We start from the raw sequence: 23,897 nt of genomic DNA, 5'->3' as shown, positions 1-23,897 counted from the left end.
GCGGCCCGGCTCAGTACGGCCGCGGTATCTCGTGCTCGTCCAACGCGGCGCCGTAGCGCTCCAGCAGGGCGTCGAGGCCGGCCAGGAGAAGCCCGGCGGCGTCACGGGCGTCGCCCAGGTCACCGCGGTCGCACGCCTCCACCAGCTCCGCCATGTCGGTGCGGAGGATGTGCAGGGAGTCGCCCTGCACCAGAACCCCGGGGAAGCGTCGGCCCGGCAGGCGGACTACGGCGTTGTTGCCGCCGGCGGTGAACAGCTCTGCTTCGATGCGTTCCATCGGGCCATCCAATCCGGCCCGGCGATGTGGCGACAACCGCATTGCCAGGAGGAAGCGTGAAGGATGGGGCAAGGCGGGACCCGTAGACCGCGGCTGACGTGGGTGGGTGCGGACACGGATCCGCCTCCGGTCGCGGGCCGACGGCCGGGCCTCTTCGCCCTCGGCGTCCGCCCTCGCCCCCGGTTCGTACGAGACCACCCCGCCGGCGAGGTGGCGGGCGTCCGACGGCGGCCCGCCTTACAGCCGGACCCTGCGGCCGCGACCGGAGCCCGCGGGACCATGCCCGTCGTCCTCGTCCTCGTGCCCGTACGGCCGTCACGGGACGCCGACGTGGGACGCGGGACCGGCCTCGTCGCCGGCCCGCGCGCCGCCCGTGGAATCAGGCGAGCCGCGAGATCCCCAGCAGCAGCGGGCCCGTCGGTTCCGCCACGATGTCCGCGACCGTGATCGGGTCCAGGGACGCGAAGAACGCCTCCTGAGCCCGGCGCAGGGCGCCGCGCAGCCGGCAGGCCGAGGCCAGCGGGCAGGGGGTGGCGCCCTCGCAGTCGACGACGTCCCCGTCCCCCTCGAAGGCGCGGACCACCGTACCGACGGAGGCGGCGCGGCCCCGCTCGGTGAGGGCCAGGCCGCCACCCCTGCCCCGACGGGCCTCCAGCAGGCCCATGTGCTGGAGCTCGGCGACCACCTTGGCCGCGTGGGTGTAGGGGACCTCCATGGCGGCGGCCACGTCACGGGTCGTGGGGGTGGCCTCCGGGGTGTCGCCCGCCACCGCGAGTCGCATGAGGACGCGCAGTGCCAGGTCGGTGGATCGCAACAGCCGCATGGGAGGAAGCGTAGATAATGCGCATCTCCGGTTCAAATTATTCGCCCTCGCCCGCAGCCCCCTCCCCCGGCTGCCCTCCGCTCCGCTCCTCTCCCCTCCCCTCCCCTCACGCATGGTCCTGCCCGCCCCTTCCGGCTCCACCGTGACCGTCCCCGTCTCTTGGCTGTGACCCGTCTACGACTTTCTCCCACTCCCCATTACGATCAGCGGACTCGCACACCCCGACCGTCCCGCCCCTTTTCCCCAGAAGGACAGGCCTCATGGGTTCCGCCAACAAGCCCGGCAGCGCGGCGCGCAAGGCGCGCATAGAGGAGATGCGGCGGGCCGAGCAGGTCCGCGAGCGGCGTAACCGGTTTCTCGTGATCGGCGGCAGTGTCGTCGCCGTGGTCGCGCTGGTCGCCGGTGGTGTGTTCGTCGTGAAGTCGCAGTCCGGCGACGACAAGGACACCGCCGCCGACGGCAAGGCGGCCTCGGGTCACTTCGTCACCGGTGCGGACGGGGTGAAGACCTGGAAGGGCAAGCTCGGGCGTACCCACGTCACCAAGACCGTGAAGTACCCGACCGAGCCCCCCGTCGGCGGGGACCACAACCAGGTCTGGATGAACTGCAACGGTGACGTCTACACCGAGGCCCTCGACAACATGAACGCCGTGCACTCGCTCGAGCACGGTGCGGTCTGGGTGACGTACAACAGCAAGGCGAGCAAGGCCGACGTCGACGCCCTCGCCGCCAAGGTCAAGAAGACGCCCTACACGCTCATGAGCCCGGACGACGCCCAGGCCGACCCGATCATGCTCACCGCGTGGGGGCACCAGCGCACGGTGACGAGCGCGAGCGACGCGAACGTGGACACGTTCCTGGAGAAGTTCGTGCAGGGCGAGCAGACGCCCGAGCCGGGCGCCGCCTGCACGGGTGGTCTGGCGAAGTGAGGTACGCGGGAGTGGCGGTGGCCGTGGCCGGAGTGCTCGTCGCCGCCGGGGCCGTCACCTACTCCGTCGCCGAGGACGGCGCGGCGGACACCGCAGCGCCCGCCGCCGACTCCGCCGACGCCGGGTTCGCCCGGGACATGGCGGTGCACCACCAGCAGGCCGTCGAGATGTCGTACATCGTGCGGGACCGGACGACCGACGAGGACGTCCGGCGGCTCGCCTACGACATCGCGCAGACGCAGGCCAACCAGCGCGGCATGCTGCTCGGGTGGCTGGACCTGTGGGGTCTGCCGAAGGTGTCGTCCGACGGGCCCATGTCCTGGATGGGCATGGGCCCGATGGCCGACGGCGAGGACGGCGCGCTCATGCCCGGCATGGCCACCGGCACCGAGCTGGCGAAGCTCGGCACGCTCAACGGCAAGCAGGCCGAGATCCTCTACCTCCAGCTCATGACCGACCACCACAAGGGCGGCATCCACATGGCCGAGGGGTGTGTCGCCAAGTGCTCCGTCGGGGTGGAGAAGCGGCTCGCGCAGGGCATGGTCGAGGCGCAGCAGTCGGAGATCGACCTGATGACGGACCTGCTGAAGGCGCGCGGAGCCAAGCCCTAGCGGACTCCTCGGGCCCCGCCCACCCCTCCCGATCCCGACCAACTCAAGGCGAAACGAAGCCACCCCGACGCAACGCCCCGCAACCCATAGGGTTTTCCCTCGATTTCACGGACGTTTCCGTCAAATCAGCCCAGCAAGCGGTCACTTGGGCGCTTCTTGGTGTTCGCATTCCCCTGGCATGAACGGTTCATCGCAAGAGTGGCCAGCACGCCGAGTGATCCACTCGCGTCGAACCACATACAGGGGGTCCTATGAGATCCAACCGCGCCGCGCTGCGCGCCGGAGCGAGCATGGCAGCGACACTGCCCATGATCGCCGGCGCGCTGGCGCTCGGTATACCCGCCGCGCACGCCGCGGACGGCCCGACCCGTGACACGCTGGCCGGGACCAAGCCCGCGTGGGCCACGACCAAGGCGGACAAGGGCTCGACCTCGGACACCGCCCAGGTCTCCGCCCGCGTCTACCTCGCGGGACGGGACGCCGCCGGCCTCGCCGCGTACGCGAAGGCCGTGTCCGACCCCGCCTCGCCCGCCTACGGCAAGTACCTCTCCGCCGCGCAGTCCCAGGCCCGCTTCGGCGCGACGAAGGCCCAGGTGGCGGCCGTCAAGTCGTGGCTGACGGCGGCCGGTCTGAAGGTGACGGGCACGAGCGCGCACTACGTGTCCGTCAGCGGTGACGTGGCCGCCGCCGAGAAGGCGTTCGGCACCCAGCTGCACAACTACGCCAAGGGCACGAAGACCTATCGCGCGCCCTCGAAGTCCGCCTCCGCGCCCGCGGGCCTGGACGGCGCCGTCCTGACCGTCACCGGCCTGGACAACGCACCGCACAAGGCCGCGTCCAAGGACCAGCTCCCGCCACCGGACGCGGTGTTCAAGAACTCCGGGCCGTTCTCCTCGTACTACGGCTCCAACACCGCGAGCACCCTCCCCTCGGCGTACGGCAAGAAGATCCCGTACGCCGTGCAGGGGTACACCGGCAAGCAGCTGCGGGCCGCGTACGGCGCGGGCGGCTACACCGGCAAGGGGGTGCGCATCGCCATCACCGACGCGTACGCCTCGCCGACGATCGCCTACGACGCGGCCACCTACGCGAAGGCGCACGGCGACGCGCGCTGGAAGACCGGGCAGCTGACCCAGGTCCTGCCGTCGGACTACACCCGGACCGAGGAGTGCGGGGCGGCCGGCTGGTACGGCGAGGAGACCCTCGACGTCGAGGCCGTGCACGCGGTCGCACCGGCCGCGAACGTCACGTACGTGGGCGCCGCGTCCTGCTACGACGACGATCTGCTCGACTCGCTCAGCAAGATCGTCGACAACCACCTGGCCGACATCGTCTCCAACTCGTGGGGCGACATCGAGGCCAACCAGACGCCGGACCTCGCGGCCGCCTACGACCAGGTCTTCCAGTTCGGCGCGGTCGAGGGAATCGGTTTCTACTTCTCTTCCGGCGACAACGGCGACGAGGTCGCCAACACCGGCACGAAGCAGGTCGACACCCCGGCCAACTCCGCGTGGGTGACGGCGGTCGGCGGTACCTCGCTGGCGGTCGGCAAGAACGACAAGTACCTGTGGGAGACCGGCTGGGGCACCGACAAGGCCTCGCTGTCGGCCGACGGCAAGAGCTGGACGGACTTCCCGGGCGCGTACACCTCGGGCGCGGGCGGCGGTACGAGCAGGACGGTCGCCGAGCCGTACTACCAGAAGGGTGTCGTCCCGAAGACGCTCGCCACGGCCAACAGCGCCGCCGGCAACCGCGTCGTCCCGGACATCTCGGCGATCGCCGACCCGAACACCGGCTTCCGGGTCGGCCAGACCCAGACCTTCCCGGACGGGACCGAGCAGTACAGCGAGTACCGCATCGGCGGCACCTCGCTGGCCGCGCCGGTCATCGCGGCCGTGCAGGCGCTGGGCCAGGAGGCGCGCGGCGGCAGGGCGATCGGCTTCGCCAACCCGACGATCTACGCCAAGTACGGCTCGCGGGTCTACCACGACGTCACGGACAACCCGACCGGGTCCGGGCTCGCGGTCGCGCGCGTCGACTTCGCCAACGGCTACGACGCGGCGGACGGGCTGCTGACCTCCGTCCGCAGCCTCGGCAAGGACAGCTCACTGTCCGCCGTGAAGGGCTACGACGACGTCACCGGCGTGGGTACGCCCGCAAACGGTTACGTGGAGTCGTACCGACGGCGCTGAGCAGGTCGTCCGCGTGCCGTGCGCACGTCGGACACGGAGGGGGCGTGGGGTATCCGACACCCCGCGCCCCCCATCGCGTCGCATTGACGATTACACTGTTGCGCGTGCCTCAACTTCGTCTCGCTCTGAACCAGATCGACTCGCGCGTCGGCGACCTCGTCGGCAACACCGAAACGATCCTCCGCTGGACCCGGCACTCCGCCGAGCAGGGAGCGCATCTCGTGGCGTTCCCGGAGATGGCGCTCACCGGGTATCCCGTCGAGGACCTCGCCCTGCGCTCCTCCTTCGTCGAGGCCTCCCGCACGGCCCTGCGCGAACTCGCCGTCCGCCTCGCCGACGAGGGCTTCGGCGAACTGCCGGTGGTCGTCGGCTTCCTCGACCGGTCCGAGAGCGACCGGCCGAAGTTCGGCCGGCCGCCCGGCTCCCCGCGCAACGCGGCGGCGGTGCTGCACGGTGGCGAGGTGATCCTCACCTTCGCCAAGCACCACCTCCCGAACTACGGCGTCTTCGACGAGTTCCGCTACTTCGTGCCGGGCGACACCCTGCCGGTGCTGCGGGTGCGTGGCGTCGACGTGGCTCTCGCGATCTGCGAGGACCTCTGGCAGGACGGCGGCCGGGTCCCCGCGGCGCGCTCCGCCGAGGCCGGTCTGCTGCTGTCCATCAACGCCTCCCCCTACGAGCGCGACAAGGACGACACCCGTCTGGAGCTGGTCCGCAAGCGGGCCCAGGAGGCCGGCTGCACCACCGCCTACCTCGCGATGATCGGCGGCCAGGACGAACTGGTCTTCGACGGCGACTCGATCGTCGTCGACCGCGACGGCGAGGTCGTGGCGCGGGCGCCGCAGTTCTCCGAAGGGTGCGTGGTCCTGGACCTCCACCTGCCCGCGGCCTCCGCCGACGCGCCCACGGGCGTCGTGGACGACGGTCTGCGCATCGACCGCGTCGTGGTGTCGCAGGACCCCGTCGCGGCGTACGAGCCCGAGCTGAGCGGCGGGTACGCGGAGCGGCTGGACGACGCCGAGGAGATCTACTCGGCGCTGGTCGTGGGCCTGCGCGCGTACGTGGCGAAGAACGGCTTCCGCTCGGTGCTCATCGGCCTGTCGGGCGGTATCGACTCGGCGCTCGTCGCGGCGATCGCGTGCGACGCGCTGGGCGCGCAGAACGTGTACGGCGTGTCGATGCCGTCGAAGTACTCCTCCGAGCACTCGAAGGGCGACGCGGCGGAGCTGGCGCGCCGGACCGGCCTGAACTTCCGCACGGTTCCGATCGAGCCGATGTTCGACGCGTACATGGGCTCGCTCGGCCTGACGGGTCTCGCCGAGGAGAACCTCCAGTCGCGGCTGCGCGGCACGCTCCTGATGGCGGTCTCCAACCAGGAGGGCCACATCGTCCTCGCCCCCGGCAACAAGTCGGAGCTGGCGGTCGGCTACTCGACCCTGTACGGCGACTCGGTCGGCGCGTACGGCCCCATCAAGGACGTCTACAAGACGTGGATCTTCCGGCTCGCGGAGTGGCGCAACCGCGCCGCGGCGGAGCGGGGCCAGACCCCGCCGATCCCCGAGAACTCGATCACCAAGCCGCCGAGTGCGGAGCTGCGCCCCGGCCAGGTCGACACCGACTCGCTCCCGGACTACCCCGTCCTGGACGCGATCCTCGAGATGTACGTCGACCGGGACCAGGGCGCGGACGCGATCGTCGCGGCGGGCTATGACCGTGAGTTGGTCGTCAAGACCCTGCGCATGGTGGACACCGCCGAGTACAAGCGGCGCCAGTACCCGCCGGGCACGAAGATCTCGGCGAAGGGCTTCGGCAAGGACCGCCGCCTGCCGATCACGAACGGCTGGCGCGAGTCGGTCTGACGGCTGCCCCTTCCCCGGCTCCGAAACCCGTTTCCGGCCAGGTGCGCGGCGCCCCTACTGTGGCGCGGTGACAACTCAGGTGATCGTGCTGAACGGCGGCTCCAGCTCGGGCAAGTCCGGGATCGTCCGGTGCCTCCAGGCGGTCCTGCAGGGACCGTGGCTCGCCTTCGGGGTCGACTCGCTGCTCGAAGCCATGCCCGCGTCCCTGCGGACGTCGGACGCGGGCATCGAGTTCTCCGCGGACGGCGGGGTGAGTGTCGGGACGGAGTTCCGGACGCTCCAGGCGGCGTGGCGGGAGGGGGTCGCCGCGACGGTCCGCGCGGGCGCCCGGGTCATCGTCGACGACGTCTTCCTCGGCGGAGCCGCGTCCCGGCAGGAGTGGCGGCAGGTCCTCACCGGACTGGACGTGCTCTGGGTGGGCGTCAGATGCGACAGCGCCGTCGCCGCGGGCCGCGAACTCGCCCGCGGGGACCGGGTCCCGGGCATGGCCGCCTCCCAGGCGGAGCTGGTCCACCAGGGCGTCCGGTACGACCTGGAGGTGGACACCACCCACACCGAGTCCCTGGACTGCGCCCGGGCGATCGCCGCACGGACCGGCTGACCGCCGGCGCGAGCCCGTCCGCCGACCCGACGCCGACCCGCGACACGGGACCGGCTGACCGACCGCCCTCACCCCGCAGTGCGGAGGCGAGGAAGCTGTCGAGCTCGTCGAACCCGTCGAAGGTGGCCACGGCAACCTGCGCCACAGCCACGCCTGGCGACGGACCGCCGGTCTTCCGGGCGGGCCGCGACCGGTCGAGAGTCGATCGGCGGCAGGTGGCCCGTCCGCCACCGACGTCAGTGACGCGCCCCCGCCTCCGCCCGCTGCGGAACATGGGTGGCGACGATCCGCTCGCGGCCGGTCGGGGTCGTGGTCGTCCTGCGGCGGTCCACCGCGTAGGCCACCGAGGCCACGCCCAGACCCAGCACCGCCAGTACCGCTCCCACCACCGCGGGTGAGGTCGCGCCGAAGCCGGCCGCGAGGGCCAGGCCGCCGAGCCAGGCGCCACCGGCGTTGGCCATGTTGAACGCGGCCTGGTTGGCGGAGGAGGCCAGCGACGGGCCGGCGGCCGCCTTCTCCATCACCATCAGGTTGAGCGGCGAACCGGTCACGAACGCCGCCACGCCCAGCAGGACCACGGCCAGCGCGCCGCCCCACGCGGTCGTCATCAGCAGCGGGAACAGGGCCAGGACGACCACCAGGGACGTCAGGCCGGCGAACAGGGTCGGGCGCATCGCGTGGTCGGCGAGCCGGCCGCCCACCAGGTTGCCGATCGTCGCGCCGACGCCGAACAGCGCGAGCAGCAGCGTCACGCTGGAGTCGGCGTAGCCGGCGGAGTCCGTCAGCATCGGGGTGATGTAGCTGTAGGCGGAGAACAGGGCGCCGAAGCCGGCCACCGTCGTGCCGAGGGCCAGCCACACCGGCAGCGAGCGCAGGGCCGCCAGCTCGCGGCGCAGCCCGACGGCGGGCGCGTGGGTGTGGTCGCGCGGGATCAGCAGGGCCAGGGAGGCGATCGCCGCCAGGCCGATCACGCCGACGCCGAGGAAGGTCGCGCGCCAGCCGAGGTGCTGGCCCATGAGGGTGGCGACGGGGACGCCCGCGACGTTGGCGACGGTCAGACCGAGGAACATCAGCGACACCGAGCGGGCCTTGCGTTCCGGGGCGACCATGTTGGTGGCCACCACCGCGCCGACGCCGAAGAACGCGCCGTGCGGGAGACCGCTGAGGAAGCGGGCGGCCAGCAGCGAGTCGTAGCCGGGGGCGAAGGCCGACAGGGCGTTGCCCACGACGAACAGGCCCATCAGGGAGATCAGGACGGTCCGGCGGGACATCCGTGCCGTGACCGCGGCCAGCAGCGGCGCGCCGATGACGACGCCGAGCGCGTACGACGAGACCAGATGTCCGGCCGTCGGGATCGAGACATGCAGGTCGTCCGCGACATCGGGCAGCAGGCCCATCATCACGAACTCCGTGGTGCCGATTCCGAAGGCACCCACGGCCAGGGCGAGCAGGGCCAGGGGCATGGAGAACTTGCCTTTCAGGGAGAGTGGGATCCGTTCATCATACGTTTCGTATGTTCAAGTACGGAACAAAGTCTCCCCGGGCCGCTATTCCAGCGGGTGACTCCCTGATTAAGGTGTGGTGACCTTCACACGCGCCGCCACCGGCAGATGGTCGCTGCCCGTCTGCGGCAGCGTCCAGGAGGTGACCGGCTCCACGCCCTTCACCATGATCTGGTCGATCCGCGCCATCGGGAACGACGCGGGCCAGCTGAAGCCGAAGCCGCTGCCCGCAGCGCCCTGCGTGGAGCGCATCTGGGAGGTCACGGCGTTGAGCGAGCGGTCGTTCATGGTGCCGTTGAGGTCGCCGAGCAGGACCACCCTGGTCAGCCTCTCGTCGGCGATCGCCTCGCCCAGCGCGTCCGCGCTCTTGTCGCGCTGACGGGCGGTGAACCCGGCCTGGAGCTTCACCCGCACCGACGGGAGGTGGGCGACATAGACGGCGACCTGCCCTTCCGGCGTCGTGACCGTCGCCCGCATCGCGCGCGTCCAGCCCAGCTTGATGTCGACCGGCTTCACCGCGCTCAGCGGGTACCTGCTCCACACGCCGACCGTGCCCTGCACCGAGTGGTACTTGTACGTCGCCGCCAGCGCCTTCTCGTACACCGGCACCGCCGTGGCGGTCAGCTCCTCCAGGGCCAGCACATCCGCCTCGGACGCGGCCACGTCACGGGCGGTGCCGGCCGGGTCCGGGTTGTCGGCGTTGACGTTGTGGGTGGCGACGGTGAGGTCGCCGCCGCTGCCGGTCCGGTCGACGAGGAGTCCGCCGAAGAGGTTCACCCAGACCACGGCCGGGAGGACGACGGCGATCAGCGCGATCGCCGACTTGCGCACCAGCGCCAGCACCAGCAGCACCGGCACGAACAGACCGATCCAGGGCAGGAACGTCTCCGTGAGACTGCCGAGGTTGCCGTAGCGGTTGGGGATGCGGGAATGCAGCCCCATCACCAGGGAGAACGCCAGCGCGAACCCGGTGAGGACCAGACCGCGCCGCCAGATGCGGGGATCACCTCGCCAGCCCGCACCGATCCGGCCGAACAGGGTGCGGATCAGGCGCCGGAGCCGAACTCCCCGAGGCTCGGGACCCGAGCCTCCGTTGCCGTCCGTCTCCGTCATGTACGCCTGCTGCGCCATACCGTCGCCTCACTGCCTGCCTTGCACACCGTCCGTTCCCCCGGGTACGACCCTAGGGGATGATCGGCTTTGTTCTCGCCGTCCCGTGACGGCCGTACGGGCACGAGGACGACCGGCATGGTCCCGCGGGTTCCGGTCCCGGGCCGCAGGGCCCGGTCTGTGACGAAACGCGCACATTGGGGCTACCGTGTCGAGGAACTGACGGGGCGTAGCCCGGCGAGCAGCGTGTCGACGATGCGCGCGGGAAGGTCGTCGGGGAGGTCGGCGTCGGGGCGCATGATCGCGCGGACGAGCATGGGGCCCACGAAGATGTCGTTCACCAGTTCCACATCCAGCTCGGCGCGCAGTTCGCCGTTCTCCTGACCCCGGCGCAGGACCTCGACGGCCATCCTGCGCCGGGGTTCTATCGCCGTGTTGTGGTAAGCCGCCCAGATCTTCGGGCTGCTCTTCATCTGGGCGTGGACGTTGTGCAGGATCGCCGAGGAACGGTTGGCGAGACCCCGCCGCCGTAGTGCGTCGAGGAGCGCGACCAGGTCGTCGCGCATGGAGGTGCCGGGGAGTTCGGGGTCCTGCGGTTCGGCGGCGCGCAGCACGTCGACGAAGAGCTCCTCCTTGCCGCTCCACCGGCGGTAGATGGCGGCCTTGCCGACACCGGCGGTACGGGCGATCCGCTCGATGGAGATCTCGGCGAGCGAGACCCCGTCCTCCAGCAGCTTCATCGTGCCCTCGATGATGGCCCGTTCGACGGCCTCGCTGCGGGGCCGCCCCCGGACGGGCTGCTCCCCGCTCACGCCGGCCGCCGTGACGGTGGTCCCCCTGTCGGCGAGGCTCACGTGTTCGATCCTTTCGTCGCGGTGGGGGGAATTGTCGCCCAGCGGGCGGGTGGGGCGGCGATTCCCGGCCGCCCCGGCCACCGCCCCCTACGGCTTCGTCCGCACCAACTCCCCCTCCTCCGCCGCGTCCTCCGGCGCGGGCTTCGGCCTGCCCGGCAGGAACACGGCCACCACGACCGCGCCCACGGCCGCGACGCCGGCCCCGCACAGGGCGGTGACGTGCATGGCGTGCAGGAAGGCGTCGTTGGCGGGGGTGACCAGCACCTTGCCCTGGTCGCCGAGTTTCGCGGCGATCCCGAGCGTGGCCTCGATGGACTCGCCCGCGGTGTCGCGCAGGGCCGCAGGCAGCGTGCCGAGGTGATCCTCGATGCCGCTGCGGTACGACGCCGACAGCACCGAGCCGAGCACGGCGATGCCGAGCGCGCCGCCGAGTTGGCGGAAGGTGTTGCTGAGCGCGGAGGCGGAGCCGGCCTTCTCCCGGGGCAGCGCCTGCATGATGACCACGCTGGTGGGGGTCATGACGTGGGCCATTCCGGTGCCCATGCAGAAGAAGACGATCTCCAGGAGCCAGATCGGGGTGTCGGCGTCCAGCGTGGCGAAGGCGACCAGGGTCGCCGCCAGGACGACCATCGCCGCGGTGGTCGTGGCCCGGACCCCGAAGCGGTCGACGACCAGCCGGGCGCGCGGCGCGAAGATCAGCTGGGCGGCGGCCAGCGGCAGCAGGAGCAGACCGGACTGCAGCGGGGAGTAGCCGCGCACGCTCTGGGTGTAGAAGACCGAGAAGAAGGTGACGCCCATCAACGCGAAGAAGACCAGCGTGATGACGGCCATCGCTGCCGAGAACACCTTGTTCTTGAAGTAGTCCATGTCGACGGACGGATGGTCGCTGCGCTTCTCGTACACCACGAACGCGACGAGGACGAGCAGGCCGGCCGCTATGGTCGCCAGCACGGTCGGGTCCGTGAAGTCGGCCAGTTCGCCGCCCTTGATGATGCCGTAGACCAGCAGCACCAGGCCGACGACCGACAGGACGACGCCGACGAGGTCGACGCGGCCGGGGTTCGGGTCGCGGGACTCGGGCACCAGCCACAGCATCAGCCCGAACGCGAGCAGCACGATCGGCACGTTGATGAGGAAGACCGAGCCCCACCAGAAGTGGTCGAGGAGCAGACCGCCGGTGATGGGGCCGATGGCGATCGCGAGCCCCACACCGCCCGCCCAGATGCCGATCGCCTTGGGCTGCTCCTCGCGCTCGAAGACGTTCATCAGGACGGCGAGGGTCGCGGGCATCACGAAGGCGGCGCCGACCGCCATCAGCGCACGGAACGCGATGAGCTGGGCGGGCGAGCCGGATTCCGCGGCGAGCGCGGAGCCGATCCCGAAGACGGCGAGTCCGCCGAGCAGGACCTTCTTGCGGCCCAGCCGGTCACCGAGGAGACCGGCGGTGAACAGCAGGCCCGCGAAGACGAGCGTGTAGGAGTTGATCGCCCACTCCAGCTCGCTCTGGGTGGCGCCGAGGCCGGTCGGGGCGGGCGTCGAGATCGTCTTGATCGCGACGTTCAGGATCGAGTTGTCGAGCACCACGATCAGCAGGCTCAGCATCAGGACACCGAGGATCACCCAACGACGCCGGTGCACCGCTTCCGGTATCCGCGGAGCGGTGGGGACGGCAGGAGTAGTCATGGCGTCAACCCTAGGACGCTTCCGATACGAGACCGTCTCGTATCGGAACCTCTTACCGTTTTTCTTACTGAGGCTTTACCCACAGGGGGCGCTCTGGCCCTCCCTGGCACGAAGTGCCACCATGGGTGGTGGTCCGGGGACGCCGTGAGGGCGCCTCGAGATGACGTAAGGAGCCGTTGCAATGACGCAGCTTTCGGCTGCCCACACGAATGCCCCCGACGGCAGCAAGGCGCTGTACGGAGGCAAGGGCACACGCCGTATCACCGTCCGCGACATCGCCCTCGCCAAGGAGCGCGGCGAGAAGTGGCCCATGCTCACCGCCTATGACGCGATGACCGCCTCCGTCTTCGACGAGGCCGGGATCCCGGTGATGCTGGTGGGCGACTCGGCGGGCAACTGCCATCTGGGGTACGAGACGACCGTGCCCGTCACCCTCGACGAGATGACCATGCTGTCGGCGGCGGTCGTACGGGGCACCAGCCGTGCGCTGATCGTCGGCGACCTGCCGTTCGGCTCCTACCAGGAGGGACCGGTGCAGGCGCTGCGCTCGGCGACCCGGCTGGTGAAGGAGGCCGGGGTCGGGGCCGTGAAGCTGGAGGGCGGTGAGCGCTCGCACCGCCAGATCGAGCTCCTCGTCGAGTCCGGCATCCCGGTCATGGCGCACATCGGCCTGACCCCGCAGTCCGTGAACGCGATGGGCTACCGCGTGCAGGGACGCGGCGAGGAGGCGGCCCAGCAGCTGCTGCGGGACGCGAAGGCCGTGCAGGACGCGGGCGCGTTCGCGGTGGTGCTCGAGCTGGTTCCGGCCGAGCTGGCCGCCGAGGTCACCCGGGTGCTGCACATCCCGACCGTCGGCATCGGCGCGGGCCCGGAGACGGACGCCCAGGTACTGGTGTGGACCGACATGCTCGGGCTGACCGGGGGCCGGGTGCCGAAGTTCGTCAAGCAGTACGCGAACCTGCGTGCGGTCATGGGCGACGCGGCGAAGGCCTTCGCCGAGGACGTCGTCGGCGGAACGTTCCCGCTGGACGAACACTCCGTCCACTAGAACCCGCCCCGCCCGGGTAAAAGAGCCAACACCGCACCACAGCAGCCCGCCGATCTTCCCCCGTCGGCGGGCTGCCGCGTGTCCGGGCCCGCACGCTCGCGTCGGTGAGCCGCCGCGTCGGTGCGGTGTAGGTGCTGTCGGCGGTCTGTCGGTGGTTTGTCGGTGGGGATTGCGAATGTTCCTGTCATGACGCGAATCGACAAGAACCCCAGTGGCGCGGGAAGCGCTGTAACCGTTCGGGGGTTGGTCAAGCACTACGGCGAGACCAAGGCACTGGACGGCGTCGACCTGGATGTACGGGCCGGAACCGTGATGGGGGTGCTCGGGCCGAACGGCGCCGGGAAGACGACCCTCGTGCGGATCCTGTCCACCCTGCTGGCCGCCGACAGCGGGCAGGCGACCGTCGCCGGCTACGACGTCGCACGCCAGCCCCGGCAGCTGCGCCGGGTGATCGGGCTCACCGGGCAGTACGCCTCGGTGGACGAGAAGCTCCCCGGGTGGGAGAACCTGTACCTCATAGGGCGGCTGCTCGACCTGCCCCGCAAGGAGGCCCGGATCCGGGCCGACGAGCTGCTGGAGCGGTTCTCGCTCACGGACGCCGCCAAGCGGCCCGCGAGCACGTACTCCGGCGGTATGCGGCGCCGGCTCGACCTCGCCGCGTCGATGATCGGCCGGCCGCAGGTGCTGTTCCTGGACGAGCCGACCACCGGGCTCGACCCGCGCACCCGCAACGAGGTGTGGACCGAGGTCAAGGCGATGGTCGGGGACGGGGTCACCGTGCTCCTGACCACCCAGTACATGGAGGAGGCCGAGCAGCTCGCCTCCGAGCTGACCGTCGTCGACCGGGGCAAGGTCATCGCCGGCGGCGGCATCGAGGAGCTGAAGGCCCGGGTCGGCGGCCGGACGCTGCGGGTACGGCCCGCCGACCCGCTCCAGCTGCGGCCGCTGGCGAGCTGGCTCGACGAGCTCGGCATCACCGGGCTCGCCACCACCGTCGTGGACGCCGAGCGCGGTTCCGTCCTGGTGCCGGTGCTCAGCGACGAGCAGCTGACCGCCGTGATCGGCGCGGTCAGCGCGCGCGGCATCACGCTCACCTCCCTCACCACCGAACTGCCCAGCCTGGACGAGGTCTTCCTGTCCCTCACCGGCCACCGGGCGAGTGCCCCGCAGGACGCCCAGCCCACCGAGACCCGCGAGGAGGTCGCCGTATGAGCGCGGCCACGATCGACATCAGCACGACAGCCGACGCGCGCATCCCGGTGCGCAGCCACCTCCGGCACACCGGCGCGCTGATCCGCCGCAACCTGCTGTGGATCCGGCAGGACCCGGAGTCGATGTTCGACGCGGTCCTCTTCCCGGTGATCTTCACCCTGCTGTTCGTGTACGTCTTCGGCGGCTCGATCGGGCAGTCGCTGGGCGGCGGGCAGGAGGCGTACGTGCAGTACGTCATCCCCGGGCTGCTGGCCATGATGGGGATGAACATGGCCCAGGGCGTGGGCACCGGCTTCAACACGGACTTCAACTCCGGGGTCATGGACCGCTTCCGGTCGCTGCCCATCGGACGGGGCTCGGTGCTCTTCGCCAAGATCGTCGTGGAGCTGATGCGCATGCTGGTCGCGTGCGTCATCCTCGTCGTGGTGGCCGTGCTGGTGGGCTTCGACATCACCCACTGGCCCGGTCTGTTCGCCGCCGTGGGTCTTGCCACGGTGTTCGGCTCGGCGCTGATGTGGGTGTTCCTCACCCTCGGCGTGGTGATGAAGAGCGCGCAGTCCGTGCAGGCGATGGGCTTCCTGGTGCTGATGCCGCTCCAGTTCGGCTCGTCGATCTTCGCTCCCACCCAGTCGATGCCGGGCTGGCTCCAGAACTTCACCGAGTACAACCCGCTGTCCTCGCTCGCCGACGCGGCGCGCGGACTGATGGTGGGCGGACCGGTCGCGCACGGACTGTGGGTGACGCTGGCCTGGTCGATAGGGCTCACCGCGGTGATGGCACCGGTCGCGATCCACAAGTTCCGCACGAAGACCTGAGCCGGGGCGCCGGACGGGTCACGCCAGGACGCGGCGGTACGCGTCCTGCCGCGTCGGGACGATTCACACCAGGGCGGTGGCCTCCTCGTAGGAGAGGCCACCGCCCTCGGCGTACGCGCTTTCGAACTCCGCGTCGCCGAGCGCGCCGCGCGTCCGGGCCAGGGCCAGGTCGCGGGCCTCGCGCTCCAGGCGCGGGGGGCTGTGCCGCTGCGGCAGCAGCGCGTCGGCGGCGCCCAGGCAGCGGGCGGCGGCAGCGGCGCGGCCGCCGCCGTCCACGCCGGCGAGGGCGGTCGCGGCGATGAAGAGGTAGAAGGAACGCATGTGCGGGGCCATGGCCACGGAGAGTGGTTCGGTGGCCCGTTCCAGGGCGGTCCGGATGCCGGTCAGGGCCTGTGCGAACCGGCCGTCGATCGCGTCCAGCCAGGACTCCGCGCCCAGGATGAAGGCGTCGAAGACCGCGAAGTGACCGAAGTCGAACTGCTCGCGGAGGAGCCGCAGTTCCTCGCGCGCTTCGGTGTGACGCCCGGTGACGCCGAGCCAGCCGGCCAGGAAGAGGCGGGCGATGTGCATGGCCTCGTTGACCGTGCGCTCCTCGCCGGCGATCACCTCGCGGAGCATGTGCTCGCCGCGCTCCTCGTCACCCACCTCCAGCAGCACACTGCCGAGCCGGGCGGCGAGGACCGCCGACTGGGAACGGGCGCCGAGCCGTTCGGCGTACTCGATGGCGCCCTCGTAGTCGACGGCGGCCTCACGGTAGGCGCCCATGCGTTCATGGGCCTCGGCGCGGGCGGAGAGGGACTCGGCGGTGCCCCAGGCATCGCCGAGGCGCCGGAAGATCTCCAGGGCCTCGGCCGCGTCACGGAACGCGCTTCCGGCCCAGTCGGAGCGGTTGGCGAGGATGTTGGCCCGCATCTGGAGGCAGGAGGCGAGCTCCCACTCGTAGCCGGGCGTCCGGCGGCAGGTCTCGACGTTGGCGTCGATGATGGCGCGGATGCGCTCCGGGTCACCGGTCATCATCACCGCGAAGAACCAGAGCAGACCGGGTGCGCGGCAGGTCTGCGGCATGCCGGGCTCGTAGGCCGCGGCGATCAGACGCAGCTTGGTCTGCGAGGTCTGGGTCTGCCAGGCTTCCAACTCGGTGTCCATACAGGCGAGATGGGCCAGGTGGACGCCTCGCCGGGCCTCCGCGAGGATCTCGCCGGTCATCGGCGGCGGCGCGTCGGTGCAGGCCTTCCACACCGGCGCGGCCGGGCGCAGGGGTTCGGCGAACGGGTCGGGCCCCAGGGCCATGACCTCGACGCACCAGGTGCGGGCCTCGATGCGCAGGTCGCGCATCTGCCAGTACCAGACGAGGGACAGGGCCAGGCACAGCGCCTCCTGCTCGTCCCGTGCCGCGACGGCACGGCCCAGCGCGGTGCGCAGGTTCTCGTACTCCAGCTGGAAGCGGTCGATGGCGTCCCGCTGCCCGGGGCCGCGCAGCAACGGATCGGTGGTGCGGGCGAGTTCGCGGTAGTACGTCAGATGCGCCCGTTCGGCCGCCGCCCGCCGCCCCGACTCGTCCAGCCGCTCGCCCGCGTACTCGGCGACGGTCTCCAGCAGCCGGTAGCGCATGTCACCCCGGGGATCCGGAGCGGCGACGACGAGCGACTTGTCGACCAGCGAGGCGAGCAGATCGAGACACGACCTGTGGCCGTGGCTCGCGTCGGGGGCCAGGATCGACGGGGTGCACACCGCCTCGACTGCAGCGAGGTCGCAGCCTCGGGCGAAGACCGACAGGCGGGCCAGGACGTCGCGTTCGTCCTCGTCGAGCAGGTCCCAGGACCAGTCGACGACGGCCCGCAGGGTCTGCTGGCGGGGCAGGACGGTCCGGCTGCCGGACGTCAGGAGGCGGAAGCGGTCGTCGAGCCGGTCGGCGATCTGGCGGGGCGTCAGCATCCGCAGCCGGGCGGCGGCCAGCTCGATGGCGAGCGGCAGACCGTCGAGCCGACGGCAGATCTCCGCACAGGCCGCCGCGGTCTCGTCGTCGGCGTCGGGCCGGAACCCGGGTCGGGCGGCCGCGCCCCGGTCGGCGAGCAGCCGCAGCGCCACCCGCTCCGGCAGCGGATCCAGTGGGCGCAGCACCTCCCCGGGCACCCCGAGCGGCTCACGGCTGGTCGCCAGCACCGTCACCTCGGGGCAGCGCGCCAGCAGCTCCTCGACGAGCCGGGCGGCGGCCTCGACCACGTGCTCGCAGTTGTCGAGGACGATCAGCATGCGGCGGCGGGCACAGTGCTCGACCAGACGCTCCAGGGGGTCGTCGTGGCGCTCGGCGGCGACCCGCATCTCCTCGGCGCCGGCGCCGTACAGCACGGTCTCGCGGGCTCCCACGGCGGTGAGGACGGCCTGCGGCACGGCGTCCGGGTCGGCGACGGGCGCGAGTTCGGCCAGCCAGACGCCGTCCCGCGCGGTGTCCCGTACGGTCTCGGCGGTCTCCTGCGACAGCCGGGTCTTGCCCGCCCCGCCGGGCCCGAGCAGGGTGACGAGCCGTGCGCTCGCGAGGTCCCCCCGGAGGGCGGCGATGTCGGCCTCCCGGCCGACGAAGGAGGTGAGGCGGGCACGGAGGTTGCCGAGGGGTGGGGGCGGCAGGGCGGGGGAAGCCGGTGCGGACGCCCGGCTCGGGCTCGCGGACCCGACGGAACGGGGCGGTTTCCCGTGACCTCCCGGCGCGCCGAGACCTCCCGGATCGCCGGGGCTTCCCGGATCGCCGGGGGCGAGCAGCTCCGTGTGCAGGGCGCGCAGTTCGGGGCCGGGGTCGGCGCCGAGGCGGTCCGCCAGCAGCCGGCGGACCTCGTCGTACGCGGCCAGCGCCTGAGCCATGCGGCCCGCCTCGCGCAGGGCGCGCAGCCGCAGGGCCTGGAGGGGCTCGTCCAGCGGGTGGGCGTCGCACAGGGCGGTGAGTTCGGGCAGCGAACGCTCGGCCTGGCCGAGGGCGATCGCGGCGGTGTGCCGGGCGCGCACCGCGTCGAGGCGGCGGGCCTCCCAGCGGGCCGCCTCGGCGGCGCGGTCGGGCAGGTCGGCGAGGGCCGGCCCCTGCCACAGGGCCAGGGCGTCGTCGAGGACGACTGCCGCCTTGGCGGGGTCGCCGTCGGCGAGCGCGCGGATGCCGTCGCCGGTCAGCCGTTCGAAACGGTGCAGGTCGACGTCGTCCGGGGCGGCGGCCAGCCGGTAGCCGCCCTCGGCGGAGTCGATCGCGCCCGCCCCTAGGGCCCGGCGCAGCCGGCCGACCAGCGCCTGGAGCGCGCCCGGCGCGTCCGCGGGCGGGTCACCGGCCCACACCTCCTCCACCAGCAGCCCGGCGGGAACGCTCCGGCCGGCCCGCAGCGCCAGCACGGCCAGCAGGGCGCGCAGCCGCGCTCCGCCGACGGCGACGGGGACGCCGTCCGTACGGAGTGCCTGGGTGGTGCCGAGGATGCGGTAGCGCACGGGGGCCATTCTCTCCGGTGGGATCGACGTCGGTCACGGGGTTCCGGCGGGGTGGCGCGAGCCGGTTGTTGCCCGCACGTTTCGTGTCCCAGGAACCGGGCCCCGGCCACGGGACGTTCTCCCGGTATGCCCGGGCCGGGTACGGTCGGGCAGTTCCACACACGCGTACGAGCCCAGGGAGCCCCATGACCACCGCCACCACCCGCAGTGCCGAGCGGAGGATCAGTCCCGTCTTCCTCGGGATCCTGGCCGTGACGGCGGTCACCGGCTGGGCGACCTGGACGGGCTTCGCCGAGCAGCCGGGCGTGGCGGTGTTCCTGTTCGTGACGGCCGCCTGGATCGTGTCCCTGTGTCTGCACGAGTACGCACACGCGCGTACCGCCCTGCACAGCGGTGACATCTCGGTCGGCGCGAAGGGGTATCTCACGCTCAACCCGCTGAAGTACACCCACGCCCTGCTCAGTGTGGTGCTGCCGGTGCTCTTCGTGATCATGGGCGGGATCGGTCTGCCGGGTGGTGCGGTCTTCATCGAGCGCGCGCGGATCCGGGGGCGGTGGCGGCACAGTCTGATCTCGGCGGCCGGGCCGCTGACGAACGTGCTGTTCGCGGTGGTGTGCACGGCGCCGTTCTGGCTGGACGCGCTGGACGGCGTGCCGGCCGACTTCCGGTTCGCGCTCGCCTTCCTCGCCCTGCTCCAGGTCACGGCGGCGATCCTGAACTTCCTTCCGGTACCCGGTCTGGACGGCTACGGGGTCGTCGAGCCCTGGCTGTCGTACAACGTCAAGCGGCAGGTGGAGCCGTTCGCGCCGTTCGGGCTGCTGTTCGTGTTCGCGCTGCTGTGGGTGCCGTCGGTCAACGGGGTCTTCTTCGACATGGTCGACGCGGTGCTGCGCGCTCTCGGGATCAGCGACGTGGACACGTACTGCGGTCAGTCGCTGTACCGCTTCTGGACGGGCACGAACGAGTTCTGCGCGGTCAGCCGCTGACGTCGGCGCCCGCGGCCCTGCGCAGCTTGTCCCGCCGCACGTAGTACCAGGTCATGTTGGAGGACAGCCCGGCGAGCAGCACCCACACGATGCCCAGCAGACTGCCCTGGACGAAGGAGACGACCGCCGCGGCCACCGCGAGTACGCAGACGACGAGCGTGTAGAGGGCGAGTCGCCGGGTCGGGCCGGGTGGGGGAAGGGAGGACATGGGTCCGGTTTCTCCTGTCGGGGGACACTGCTGGGCTGCTCCGACCAGTGTCCCCCATGCGCTCACACGTCCGTGACGCGCAGCCCGGCGTGGGCCTTGTAGCGGCGGTTGACGGAGATCAGGTTGGCGACCAGGGACTCCACCTGGTGGGCGTTGCGCAGCCGCCCGGCGAAGACACCCCGCATGCCGGGGATCCGGCCGGCCAGCGCCTGGACGAGCTCGACGTCTGCGCGCTCCTCGCCCAGCACCATCACATCGGTGTCGATCTCGTCGATCTCCGGGTCCTGGAGGAGAACCGCCGAGAGGTGGTGGAAGGCGGCGGCGACCCGGGAGTCCGGCAGCAGGGCGGCGGCCTGCTCGGCGGCACTGCCCTCCTCCGGCTTCAGCGCGTAGGCGCCCTTCTTGTCGAAGCCGAGCGGGTTGACGCAGTCGACGACCAGCTTGCCGGCCAGCTCCTCGCGCAGGGACTCCAGGGTCTTTCCGTGGCCTTCCCACGGCACGGCGACGATCACGATGTCGCTGCGGCGCGCGGTCTCGGCGTTGTCGGCGCCCTCGACACCGTGCCCGAGCTCGTCGGCGGCGGCCTGAGCACGGTCGGCGGCACGCGAACCGATGATCACCTTCTGGCCGGCCTTGGCGAGCCGGTAGGCGAGACCCTTGCCCTGCGGGCCGGTCCCACCGAGCACGCCGACGACGAGTCCGGAGACGTCGGGGAGGTCCCACGGGTCCTTGGCGGGGGCCTTCGCCGGAGCGTCCGCGGAGGCGTTCTGTGCACTGTCGGTAGAGGTCATGGGCCGACTTTACGTGGGCGTGCCGAGCGGCCCTTCGTCATGTCGGGTGAACGCGGGGCGAACCCCGCGCGGACGGCGGCCGGTTGCGGCACGATGCGGCCGCATGGACGCCGTAAGGGTCGCGCTGCTGCGTGAGGTGCTCGCCGGGACCGAGTGGCTGGGGGCCACCCGGAGGTTCGCCGGGGTGCTGCGCGGGTCGGTCGTGTCGTACGGGGGCGGGCTGCTCCTGGTGGGCACGGCGGCGTACGAGCCCTGGCATCTCGCGGCGCATCTGGTGGACGAGGCCGCGTGGTCGGGTACGCCGGAGCTGGCGCCGACCCTTGTACGGCATGACGCGCGTCCTTCCGATCCGGCGCATCTGGCGGTCGGCCTGGGCCGGATCGAGGCGGCCCGGCGGGGCGAGACGCTGCTGGTGGCGTCGCCGTCGGGGGACGCACCGCTCCTGGAGCGGGTGTCGGACGCCCGGCGGGCCGGCGTGATGATCCTGGCCCTCGGCCCGGGCGAGGGGGAACTGACGGCCCTGGCCCACGAGACGCTGGCGGTGCCGGACGGCTCCGAGCTGGACCTGGACACCGTGCAGCACCTGGTGAGCGCGGCCGCCGGCGAGACGCTGCCCCCGACGAGAGGGCGCCGGCGTTTCGCCGACCGGCTCTCCCACCTGGCCGAACGCCTGACGGCACCGCCCCCTCCCCCTTGGTGACCCGCCCAGCCGCCTGGCCACCCGTCTGCCCACCCCGCCTGACCAGCCGGCCCGCCCGCCACGGTCAGCCCGATCCCGGACGAGCTGCGCGGGCGGCTCGCCGGGATCGAGTTGCTGTCCTACTTCGTGGGGCCGACGGTCGGCCAGGTGCGCAGCGGCGGTCCGGCGGCCTGGCCGAGGGTGCGGACGTCCGTCTGGTCGGGCGGGGCGCTGTGGGGCTGCTGGCGCCGTGTCTGCCGGGACTGATGCCTCGTGACCGGTCGGGGTGATCAGTCGTCGTCGGTGGCGCCCGCCGCGGGGGCGTCGTGCCACTTGGGGTCGTTCTCCCACTGGAGGTTGCGCTCGCGGGCGGTCTGCATCGCGTGCTCGGCCTCCGCGCGGTTGGCGTACGGGCCGAATCGGTCCTTGGCCGGGCACTCCGGCCCCTCCTCGACCTTCTTGTGCTCCAGGCAGTAGTACCACTCGCCCGGCTTGCCGGCGGTCGACTTCTTGAACAGGGGCATGACGGCTCCTTTCGCCTTCGACATGTTCCCCCACGGCCGCTCGTTAGACTCACTGGCATGTCTGGCCAGTCGCTGCTCGTCCCCGGGGAGCTGTCCCCCATCCGTTCGGTGCCCGGAAACATCCGCCGCCCCGAGTACGTCGGCAAGCCCGCGCCGACGCCGTACACCGGGCCGGAGGTGCAGACGCCCGAGACGATCGAGGCGATGCGCCGGGCCGGCCGGATCGCCGCGCAGGCGATGGCGGAGGCCTCGAAGCTGATCTCGCCGGGGGTCACCACCGACGAACTGGACCGGGTGGCGCACGAGTACATGTGCGACCACGGCGCCTATCCGTCGACGCTCGGCTACCGCGGCTTCCCCAAGTCCCTGTGCACGAGCGTCAACGAGGTCATCTGCCACGGCATCCCGGACTCGACGGTCCTGCGCGACGGCGACATCGTCAACCTCGACGTGACGGCGTACATCGGCGGGGTGCACGGTGACAACAACGCCACCTACCTGGTCGGGGACGTCGACGAGGAGTCGCGGCTGCTGGTGGAGCGGACCCGGGAGTCCCTGGAGCGGGCGATCAAGGCGGTCCGGCCCGGCCGGCAGATCAACATCATCGGGCGGGTCATCGAGTCGTACGCCAAGCGGTTCGGGTACGGCGTGGTGCGGGACTTCACGGGCCACGGGATCAACTCGTCGTTCCACTCCGGGCTGATCGTCCCGCACTACGACAGCCCGCACGCGACGACCGTCATCCAGCCCGGGATGACGTTCACGATCGAGCCGATGCTGACCCTCGGTACCCACGAGTACGACATGTGGGACGACGGCTGGACGGTGCTGACCAGGGACCGCAAGCGGACGGCCCAGTTCGAGCACACCCTGGTGGTGACCGAGACGGGCGCGGAGATCCTCACGCTGCCGTGACGCGACCGGAGGCCCGTCCCCTGCCGGGGGCGGGTCTTTTCTTGTACGCTTTTACCGACAGGTCGTCGGCAAACATCATCGGACCCATTGACTTAGGTAAGCCTTACCTCCAAGGATGTGGGCATGGACTCGTTCTCGACACTCATCCGTACGGCCTCCCACGAGCAGCACGTGGAGGCCGAGACCTCGACGTTCATGAGTGACCTGCTCGGCGGCAGGCTCGGCGTCGAGGCGTACGCGCGCTACACCGAGCAGCTCTGGTTCGTCTACGCGGCGCTGGAGGCCGGCGCCGAGCGGCTGGCCTCGGACCCGGTGGCCGGGCCCTTCATCCGATCGGAGCTGTTCCGGCTGCCGGCGCTGGAGCGGGACCTCGCGCATCTGCGGGGCGCCGGATGGCGGTCGGGTGCGTCGGCGCTGCCCGCGACCGAGGCGTACGCGGCGCGGGTGCGGGAGTGTGCCGAGCGCTGGCCGGCCGGGTACATCGCCCACCACTACACGCGCTACCTGGGCGATCTCTCCGGCGGGCAGATCATCCGCGACAAGGCGGAGCGGACCTGGGGCTTCGAGCGCAAGGGCGACGGCGTCCGCTTCTACGTCTTCGAGGAGATCGGCAACCCGGCGGCCTTCAAGCGGGGGTACCGGGAACTGCTGGACGGGGTGCGCGCGGACGACCTGGAGAAGCAGCGGATCGTGAGCGAGTGCAAGCGCGCCTTCGCGCTGAACACCGACGTCTTCCGGGCTCTGGGCGAGGAGTTCTCGCTCTCGGCGTGAGCCGGCTTCGCGGGCGCACGGAGACGGGAGCGGGCCCCCTCGCCG

Annotated in this window: 22 protein-coding genes and 1 pseudogene; 13 read left to right on the top strand and 10 right to left on the bottom strand. The window is 71.6% G+C overall.

The window, feature by feature from the left end; translation table 11 throughout:
• Positions 1-10: 10 nt before the first annotated feature.
• Positions 11-277, bottom strand: coding sequence for a DUF6959 family protein (locus ACFVYS_RS36880; protein WP_020126760.1), 267 nt, complete (start codon positions 275-277; stop codon positions 11-13).
• Positions 278-656: 379 nt separating this feature from the next.
• Positions 657-1,100 (bottom strand): RrF2 family transcriptional regulator, encoded by a 444-nt coding sequence (locus ACFVYS_RS36875; protein WP_389509297.1) that lies wholly within the window; start codon positions 1,098-1,100, stop codon positions 657-659.
• 260 nt (positions 1,101-1,360) lie between these two features.
• Between ACFVYS_RS36875 and ACFVYS_RS36870 the strand changes: the two genes are divergently transcribed.
• From ACFVYS_RS36870 to cpt, 5 genes are all read left to right on the top strand, one after another.
• A complete protein-coding gene (locus ACFVYS_RS36870; RefSeq protein WP_389509295.1) occupies positions 1,361-2,029 on the top strand; it encodes a DUF3105 domain-containing protein in 669 nt (222 codons plus the stop codon).
• 11 nt (positions 2,030-2,040) lie between these two features.
• A complete protein-coding gene (locus tag ACFVYS_RS36865) occupies positions 2,041-2,640 on the top strand; it encodes a DUF305 domain-containing protein (RefSeq protein WP_389509338.1) in 600 nt (199 codons plus the stop codon).
• Positions 2,641-2,891: 251 nt separating this feature from the next.
• Positions 2,892-4,832 (top strand): protease pro-enzyme activation domain-containing protein, encoded by a 1,941-nt coding sequence (locus ACFVYS_RS36860; protein WP_389509293.1) that lies wholly within the window; start codon positions 2,892-2,894, stop codon positions 4,830-4,832.
• 104 nt (positions 4,833-4,936) lie between these two features.
• Positions 4,937-6,691, top strand: coding sequence for an NAD+ synthase (locus tag ACFVYS_RS36855; protein ID WP_389509291.1), 1,755 nt, complete (start codon positions 4,937-4,939; stop codon positions 6,689-6,691).
• 67 nt (positions 6,692-6,758) lie between these two features.
• Positions 6,759-7,292: a chloramphenicol phosphotransferase CPT gene (gene cpt, locus ACFVYS_RS36850; RefSeq protein ID WP_389509289.1), complete on the top strand. Its 534-nt coding sequence runs from the start codon at positions 6,759-6,761 to the stop codon at positions 7,290-7,292.
• Positions 7,293-7,528: 236 nt separating this feature from the next.
• Here cpt and ACFVYS_RS36845 read toward each other — a convergent pair whose 3' ends face one another.
• The 4 genes from ACFVYS_RS36845 to ACFVYS_RS36830 form a co-directional block, all read right to left on the bottom strand.
• Positions 7,529-8,755: an MFS transporter gene (locus ACFVYS_RS36845; protein ID WP_389509287.1), complete on the bottom strand. Its 1,227-nt coding sequence runs from the start codon at positions 8,753-8,755 to the stop codon at positions 7,529-7,531.
• Between the two features lie 108 nt (positions 8,756-8,863).
• Positions 8,864-9,925: an endonuclease/exonuclease/phosphatase family protein gene (locus ACFVYS_RS36840; RefSeq protein ID WP_389509285.1), complete on the bottom strand. Its 1,062-nt coding sequence runs from the start codon at positions 9,923-9,925 to the stop codon at positions 8,864-8,866.
• A 182-nt stretch (positions 9,926-10,107) separates the two neighbouring features.
• Positions 10,108-10,758, bottom strand: a complete 651-nt coding sequence (locus tag ACFVYS_RS36835) for a TetR/AcrR family transcriptional regulator (RefSeq protein ID WP_389509283.1) — start codon at positions 10,756-10,758, stop codon at positions 10,108-10,110.
• A gap of 87 nt (positions 10,759-10,845) precedes the next feature.
• The gene (locus ACFVYS_RS36830; protein WP_389509281.1) at positions 10,846-12,441 is read right to left on the bottom strand and encodes an MFS transporter; all 1,596 of its coding nucleotides are present in this window, start codon (positions 12,439-12,441) and stop codon (positions 10,846-10,848) included.
• A 181-nt stretch (positions 12,442-12,622) separates the two neighbouring features.
• Between ACFVYS_RS36830 and panB the strand changes: the two genes are divergently transcribed.
• From panB to ACFVYS_RS36815, 3 genes are all read left to right on the top strand, one after another.
• On the top strand, positions 12,623-13,489 hold the full coding sequence (gene panB, locus ACFVYS_RS36825; protein ID WP_389509279.1) for a 3-methyl-2-oxobutanoate hydroxymethyltransferase: 867 nt from the start codon (positions 12,623-12,625) through the stop codon (positions 13,487-13,489).
• A 186-nt stretch (positions 13,490-13,675) separates the two neighbouring features.
• Positions 13,676-14,701, top strand: a complete 1,026-nt coding sequence (locus tag ACFVYS_RS36820) for an ATP-binding cassette domain-containing protein (protein WP_327182685.1) — start codon at positions 13,676-13,678, stop codon at positions 14,699-14,701.
• Positions 14,698-15,516 (top strand): ABC transporter permease, encoded by an 819-nt coding sequence (locus ACFVYS_RS36815; protein ID WP_389509277.1) that lies wholly within the window; start codon positions 14,698-14,700, stop codon positions 15,514-15,516. Before ACFVYS_RS36820 ends, ACFVYS_RS36815 begins: the two co-directional genes overlap by 4 nt.
• Before the next feature lie 63 nt (positions 15,517-15,579).
• Here the strand turns inward: ACFVYS_RS36815 and ACFVYS_RS36810 are convergent, their stop codons facing one another.
• On the bottom strand, positions 15,580-18,987 hold the full coding sequence (locus ACFVYS_RS36810; protein ID WP_389509275.1) for a BTAD domain-containing putative transcriptional regulator: 3,408 nt from the start codon (positions 18,985-18,987) through the stop codon (positions 15,580-15,582).
• Between the two features lie 176 nt (positions 18,988-19,163).
• On the opposite strand from ACFVYS_RS36810, the gene ACFVYS_RS36805 reads away from it, so the two are divergent.
• Complete coding sequence (locus tag ACFVYS_RS36805; protein ID WP_389509273.1) at positions 19,164-19,964, top strand: site-2 protease family protein; 801 nt, start codon at positions 19,164-19,166, stop codon at positions 19,962-19,964.
• On the opposite strand, the gene ACFVYS_RS36800 is transcribed toward ACFVYS_RS36805, so the two are convergent.
• Both ACFVYS_RS36800 and npdG read right to left on the bottom strand, forming a co-directional pair.
• A complete protein-coding gene (locus ACFVYS_RS36800) occupies positions 19,954-20,172 on the bottom strand; it encodes a hypothetical protein (RefSeq protein WP_389509271.1) in 219 nt (72 codons plus the stop codon). The two genes, ACFVYS_RS36805 and ACFVYS_RS36800, sit on opposite strands and share 11 nt — an antisense overlap.
• 62 nt (positions 20,173-20,234) lie before the next feature.
• Positions 20,235-20,963: an NADPH-dependent F420 reductase gene (gene npdG, locus ACFVYS_RS36795; protein WP_389509269.1), complete on the bottom strand. Its 729-nt coding sequence runs from the start codon at positions 20,961-20,963 to the stop codon at positions 20,235-20,237.
• 103 nt (positions 20,964-21,066) lie between these two features.
• Here npdG and ACFVYS_RS36790 point away from each other — a divergent pair, with 103 nt between their 5' ends.
• Both ACFVYS_RS36790 and ACFVYS_RS36785 read left to right on the top strand, forming a co-directional pair.
• Positions 21,067-21,663, top strand: a complete 597-nt coding sequence (locus ACFVYS_RS36790) for a hypothetical protein (protein ID WP_389509267.1) — start codon at positions 21,067-21,069, stop codon at positions 21,661-21,663.
• A 72-nt stretch (positions 21,664-21,735) separates the two neighbouring features.
• Positions 21,736-21,932, top strand: a pseudogene (locus ACFVYS_RS36785) (MFS transporter); the annotation flags it as partial.
• On the opposite strand, the gene ACFVYS_RS36780 reads toward ACFVYS_RS36785, so the two are convergent.
• Positions 21,933-22,166, bottom strand: coding sequence for a hypothetical protein (locus ACFVYS_RS36780; RefSeq protein ID WP_327182692.1), 234 nt, complete (start codon positions 22,164-22,166; stop codon positions 21,933-21,935). It abuts the pseudogene before it with no gap.
• A 57-nt stretch (positions 22,167-22,223) separates the two neighbouring features.
• Here ACFVYS_RS36780 and map point away from each other — a divergent pair, with 57 nt between their 5' ends.
• Entirely contained in the window at positions 22,224-23,081 is an 858-nt protein-coding gene (gene map, locus ACFVYS_RS36775; protein ID WP_389509264.1) for a type I methionyl aminopeptidase, read from the top strand.
• Positions 23,082-23,204: 123 nt separating this feature from the next.
• Positions 23,205-23,852 (top strand): heme oxygenase (biliverdin-producing), encoded by a 648-nt coding sequence (locus tag ACFVYS_RS36770; RefSeq protein WP_389509262.1) that lies wholly within the window; start codon positions 23,205-23,207, stop codon positions 23,850-23,852.
• The last annotated feature ends 45 nt before the right edge of the window (positions 23,853-23,897 follow it).

The organism is Streptomyces sp. NPDC058295 (assembly GCF_042880655.1).
GTDB lineage: Bacteria > Actinomycetota > Actinomycetes > Streptomycetales > Streptomycetaceae > Streptomyces > Streptomyces coriariae.
The sequence above is the reverse complement of the archived record's forward strand: the minus strand, read 5'-3'. Positions and strand labels throughout refer to the sequence as shown.

Coding starts and splice junctions, on each gene's coding strand:
- ACFVYS_RS36880 (WP_020126760.1), bottom strand. CDS start 277: ATGGAACGCATCGAAGCAGAGCTGTTCACCGCCGGCGGCAACAACGCC.
- ACFVYS_RS36875 (WP_389509297.1), bottom strand. CDS start 1,100: ATGCGGCTGTTGCGATCCACCGACCTGGCACTGCGCGTCCTCATGCGA.
- ACFVYS_RS36870 (WP_389509295.1), top strand. CDS start 1,361: ATGGGTTCCGCCAACAAGCCCGGCAGCGCGGCGCGCAAGGCGCGCATA.
- ACFVYS_RS36860 (WP_389509293.1), top strand. CDS start 2,892: ATGAGATCCAACCGCGCCGCGCTGCGCGCCGGAGCGAGCATGGCAGCG.
- ACFVYS_RS36845 (WP_389509287.1), bottom strand. CDS start 8,755: ATGCCCCTGGCCCTGCTCGCCCTGGCCGTGGGTGCCTTCGGAATCGGC.
- ACFVYS_RS36840 (WP_389509285.1), bottom strand. CDS start 9,925: ATGGCGCAGCAGGCGTACATGACGGAGACGGACGGCAACGGAGGCTCG.
- ACFVYS_RS36830 (WP_389509281.1), bottom strand. CDS start 12,441: ATGACTACTCCTGCCGTCCCCACCGCTCCGCGGATACCGGAAGCGGTG.
- panB (WP_389509279.1), top strand. CDS start 12,623: ATGACGCAGCTTTCGGCTGCCCACACGAATGCCCCCGACGGCAGCAAG.
- ACFVYS_RS36820 (WP_327182685.1), top strand. CDS start 13,676: ATGACGCGAATCGACAAGAACCCCAGTGGCGCGGGAAGCGCTGTAACC.
- ACFVYS_RS36815 (WP_389509277.1), top strand. CDS start 14,698: ATGAGCGCGGCCACGATCGACATCAGCACGACAGCCGACGCGCGCATC.
- ACFVYS_RS36810 (WP_389509275.1), bottom strand. CDS start 18,987: ATGGCCCCCGTGCGCTACCGCATCCTCGGCACCACCCAGGCACTCCGT.
- ACFVYS_RS36805 (WP_389509273.1), top strand. CDS start 19,164: ATGACCACCGCCACCACCCGCAGTGCCGAGCGGAGGATCAGTCCCGTC.
- ACFVYS_RS36800 (WP_389509271.1), bottom strand. CDS start 20,172: ATGTCCTCCCTTCCCCCACCCGGCCCGACCCGGCGACTCGCCCTCTAC.
- npdG (WP_389509269.1), bottom strand. CDS start 20,963: ATGACCTCTACCGACAGTGCACAGAACGCCTCCGCGGACGCTCCGGCG.
- ACFVYS_RS36790 (WP_389509267.1), top strand. CDS start 21,067: ATGGACGCCGTAAGGGTCGCGCTGCTGCGTGAGGTGCTCGCCGGGACC.
- ACFVYS_RS36780 (WP_327182692.1), bottom strand. CDS start 22,166: ATGCCCCTGTTCAAGAAGTCGACCGCCGGCAAGCCGGGCGAGTGGTAC.
- map (WP_389509264.1), top strand. CDS start 22,224: ATGTCTGGCCAGTCGCTGCTCGTCCCCGGGGAGCTGTCCCCCATCCGT.
- ACFVYS_RS36770 (WP_389509262.1), top strand. CDS start 23,205: ATGGACTCGTTCTCGACACTCATCCGTACGGCCTCCCACGAGCAGCAC.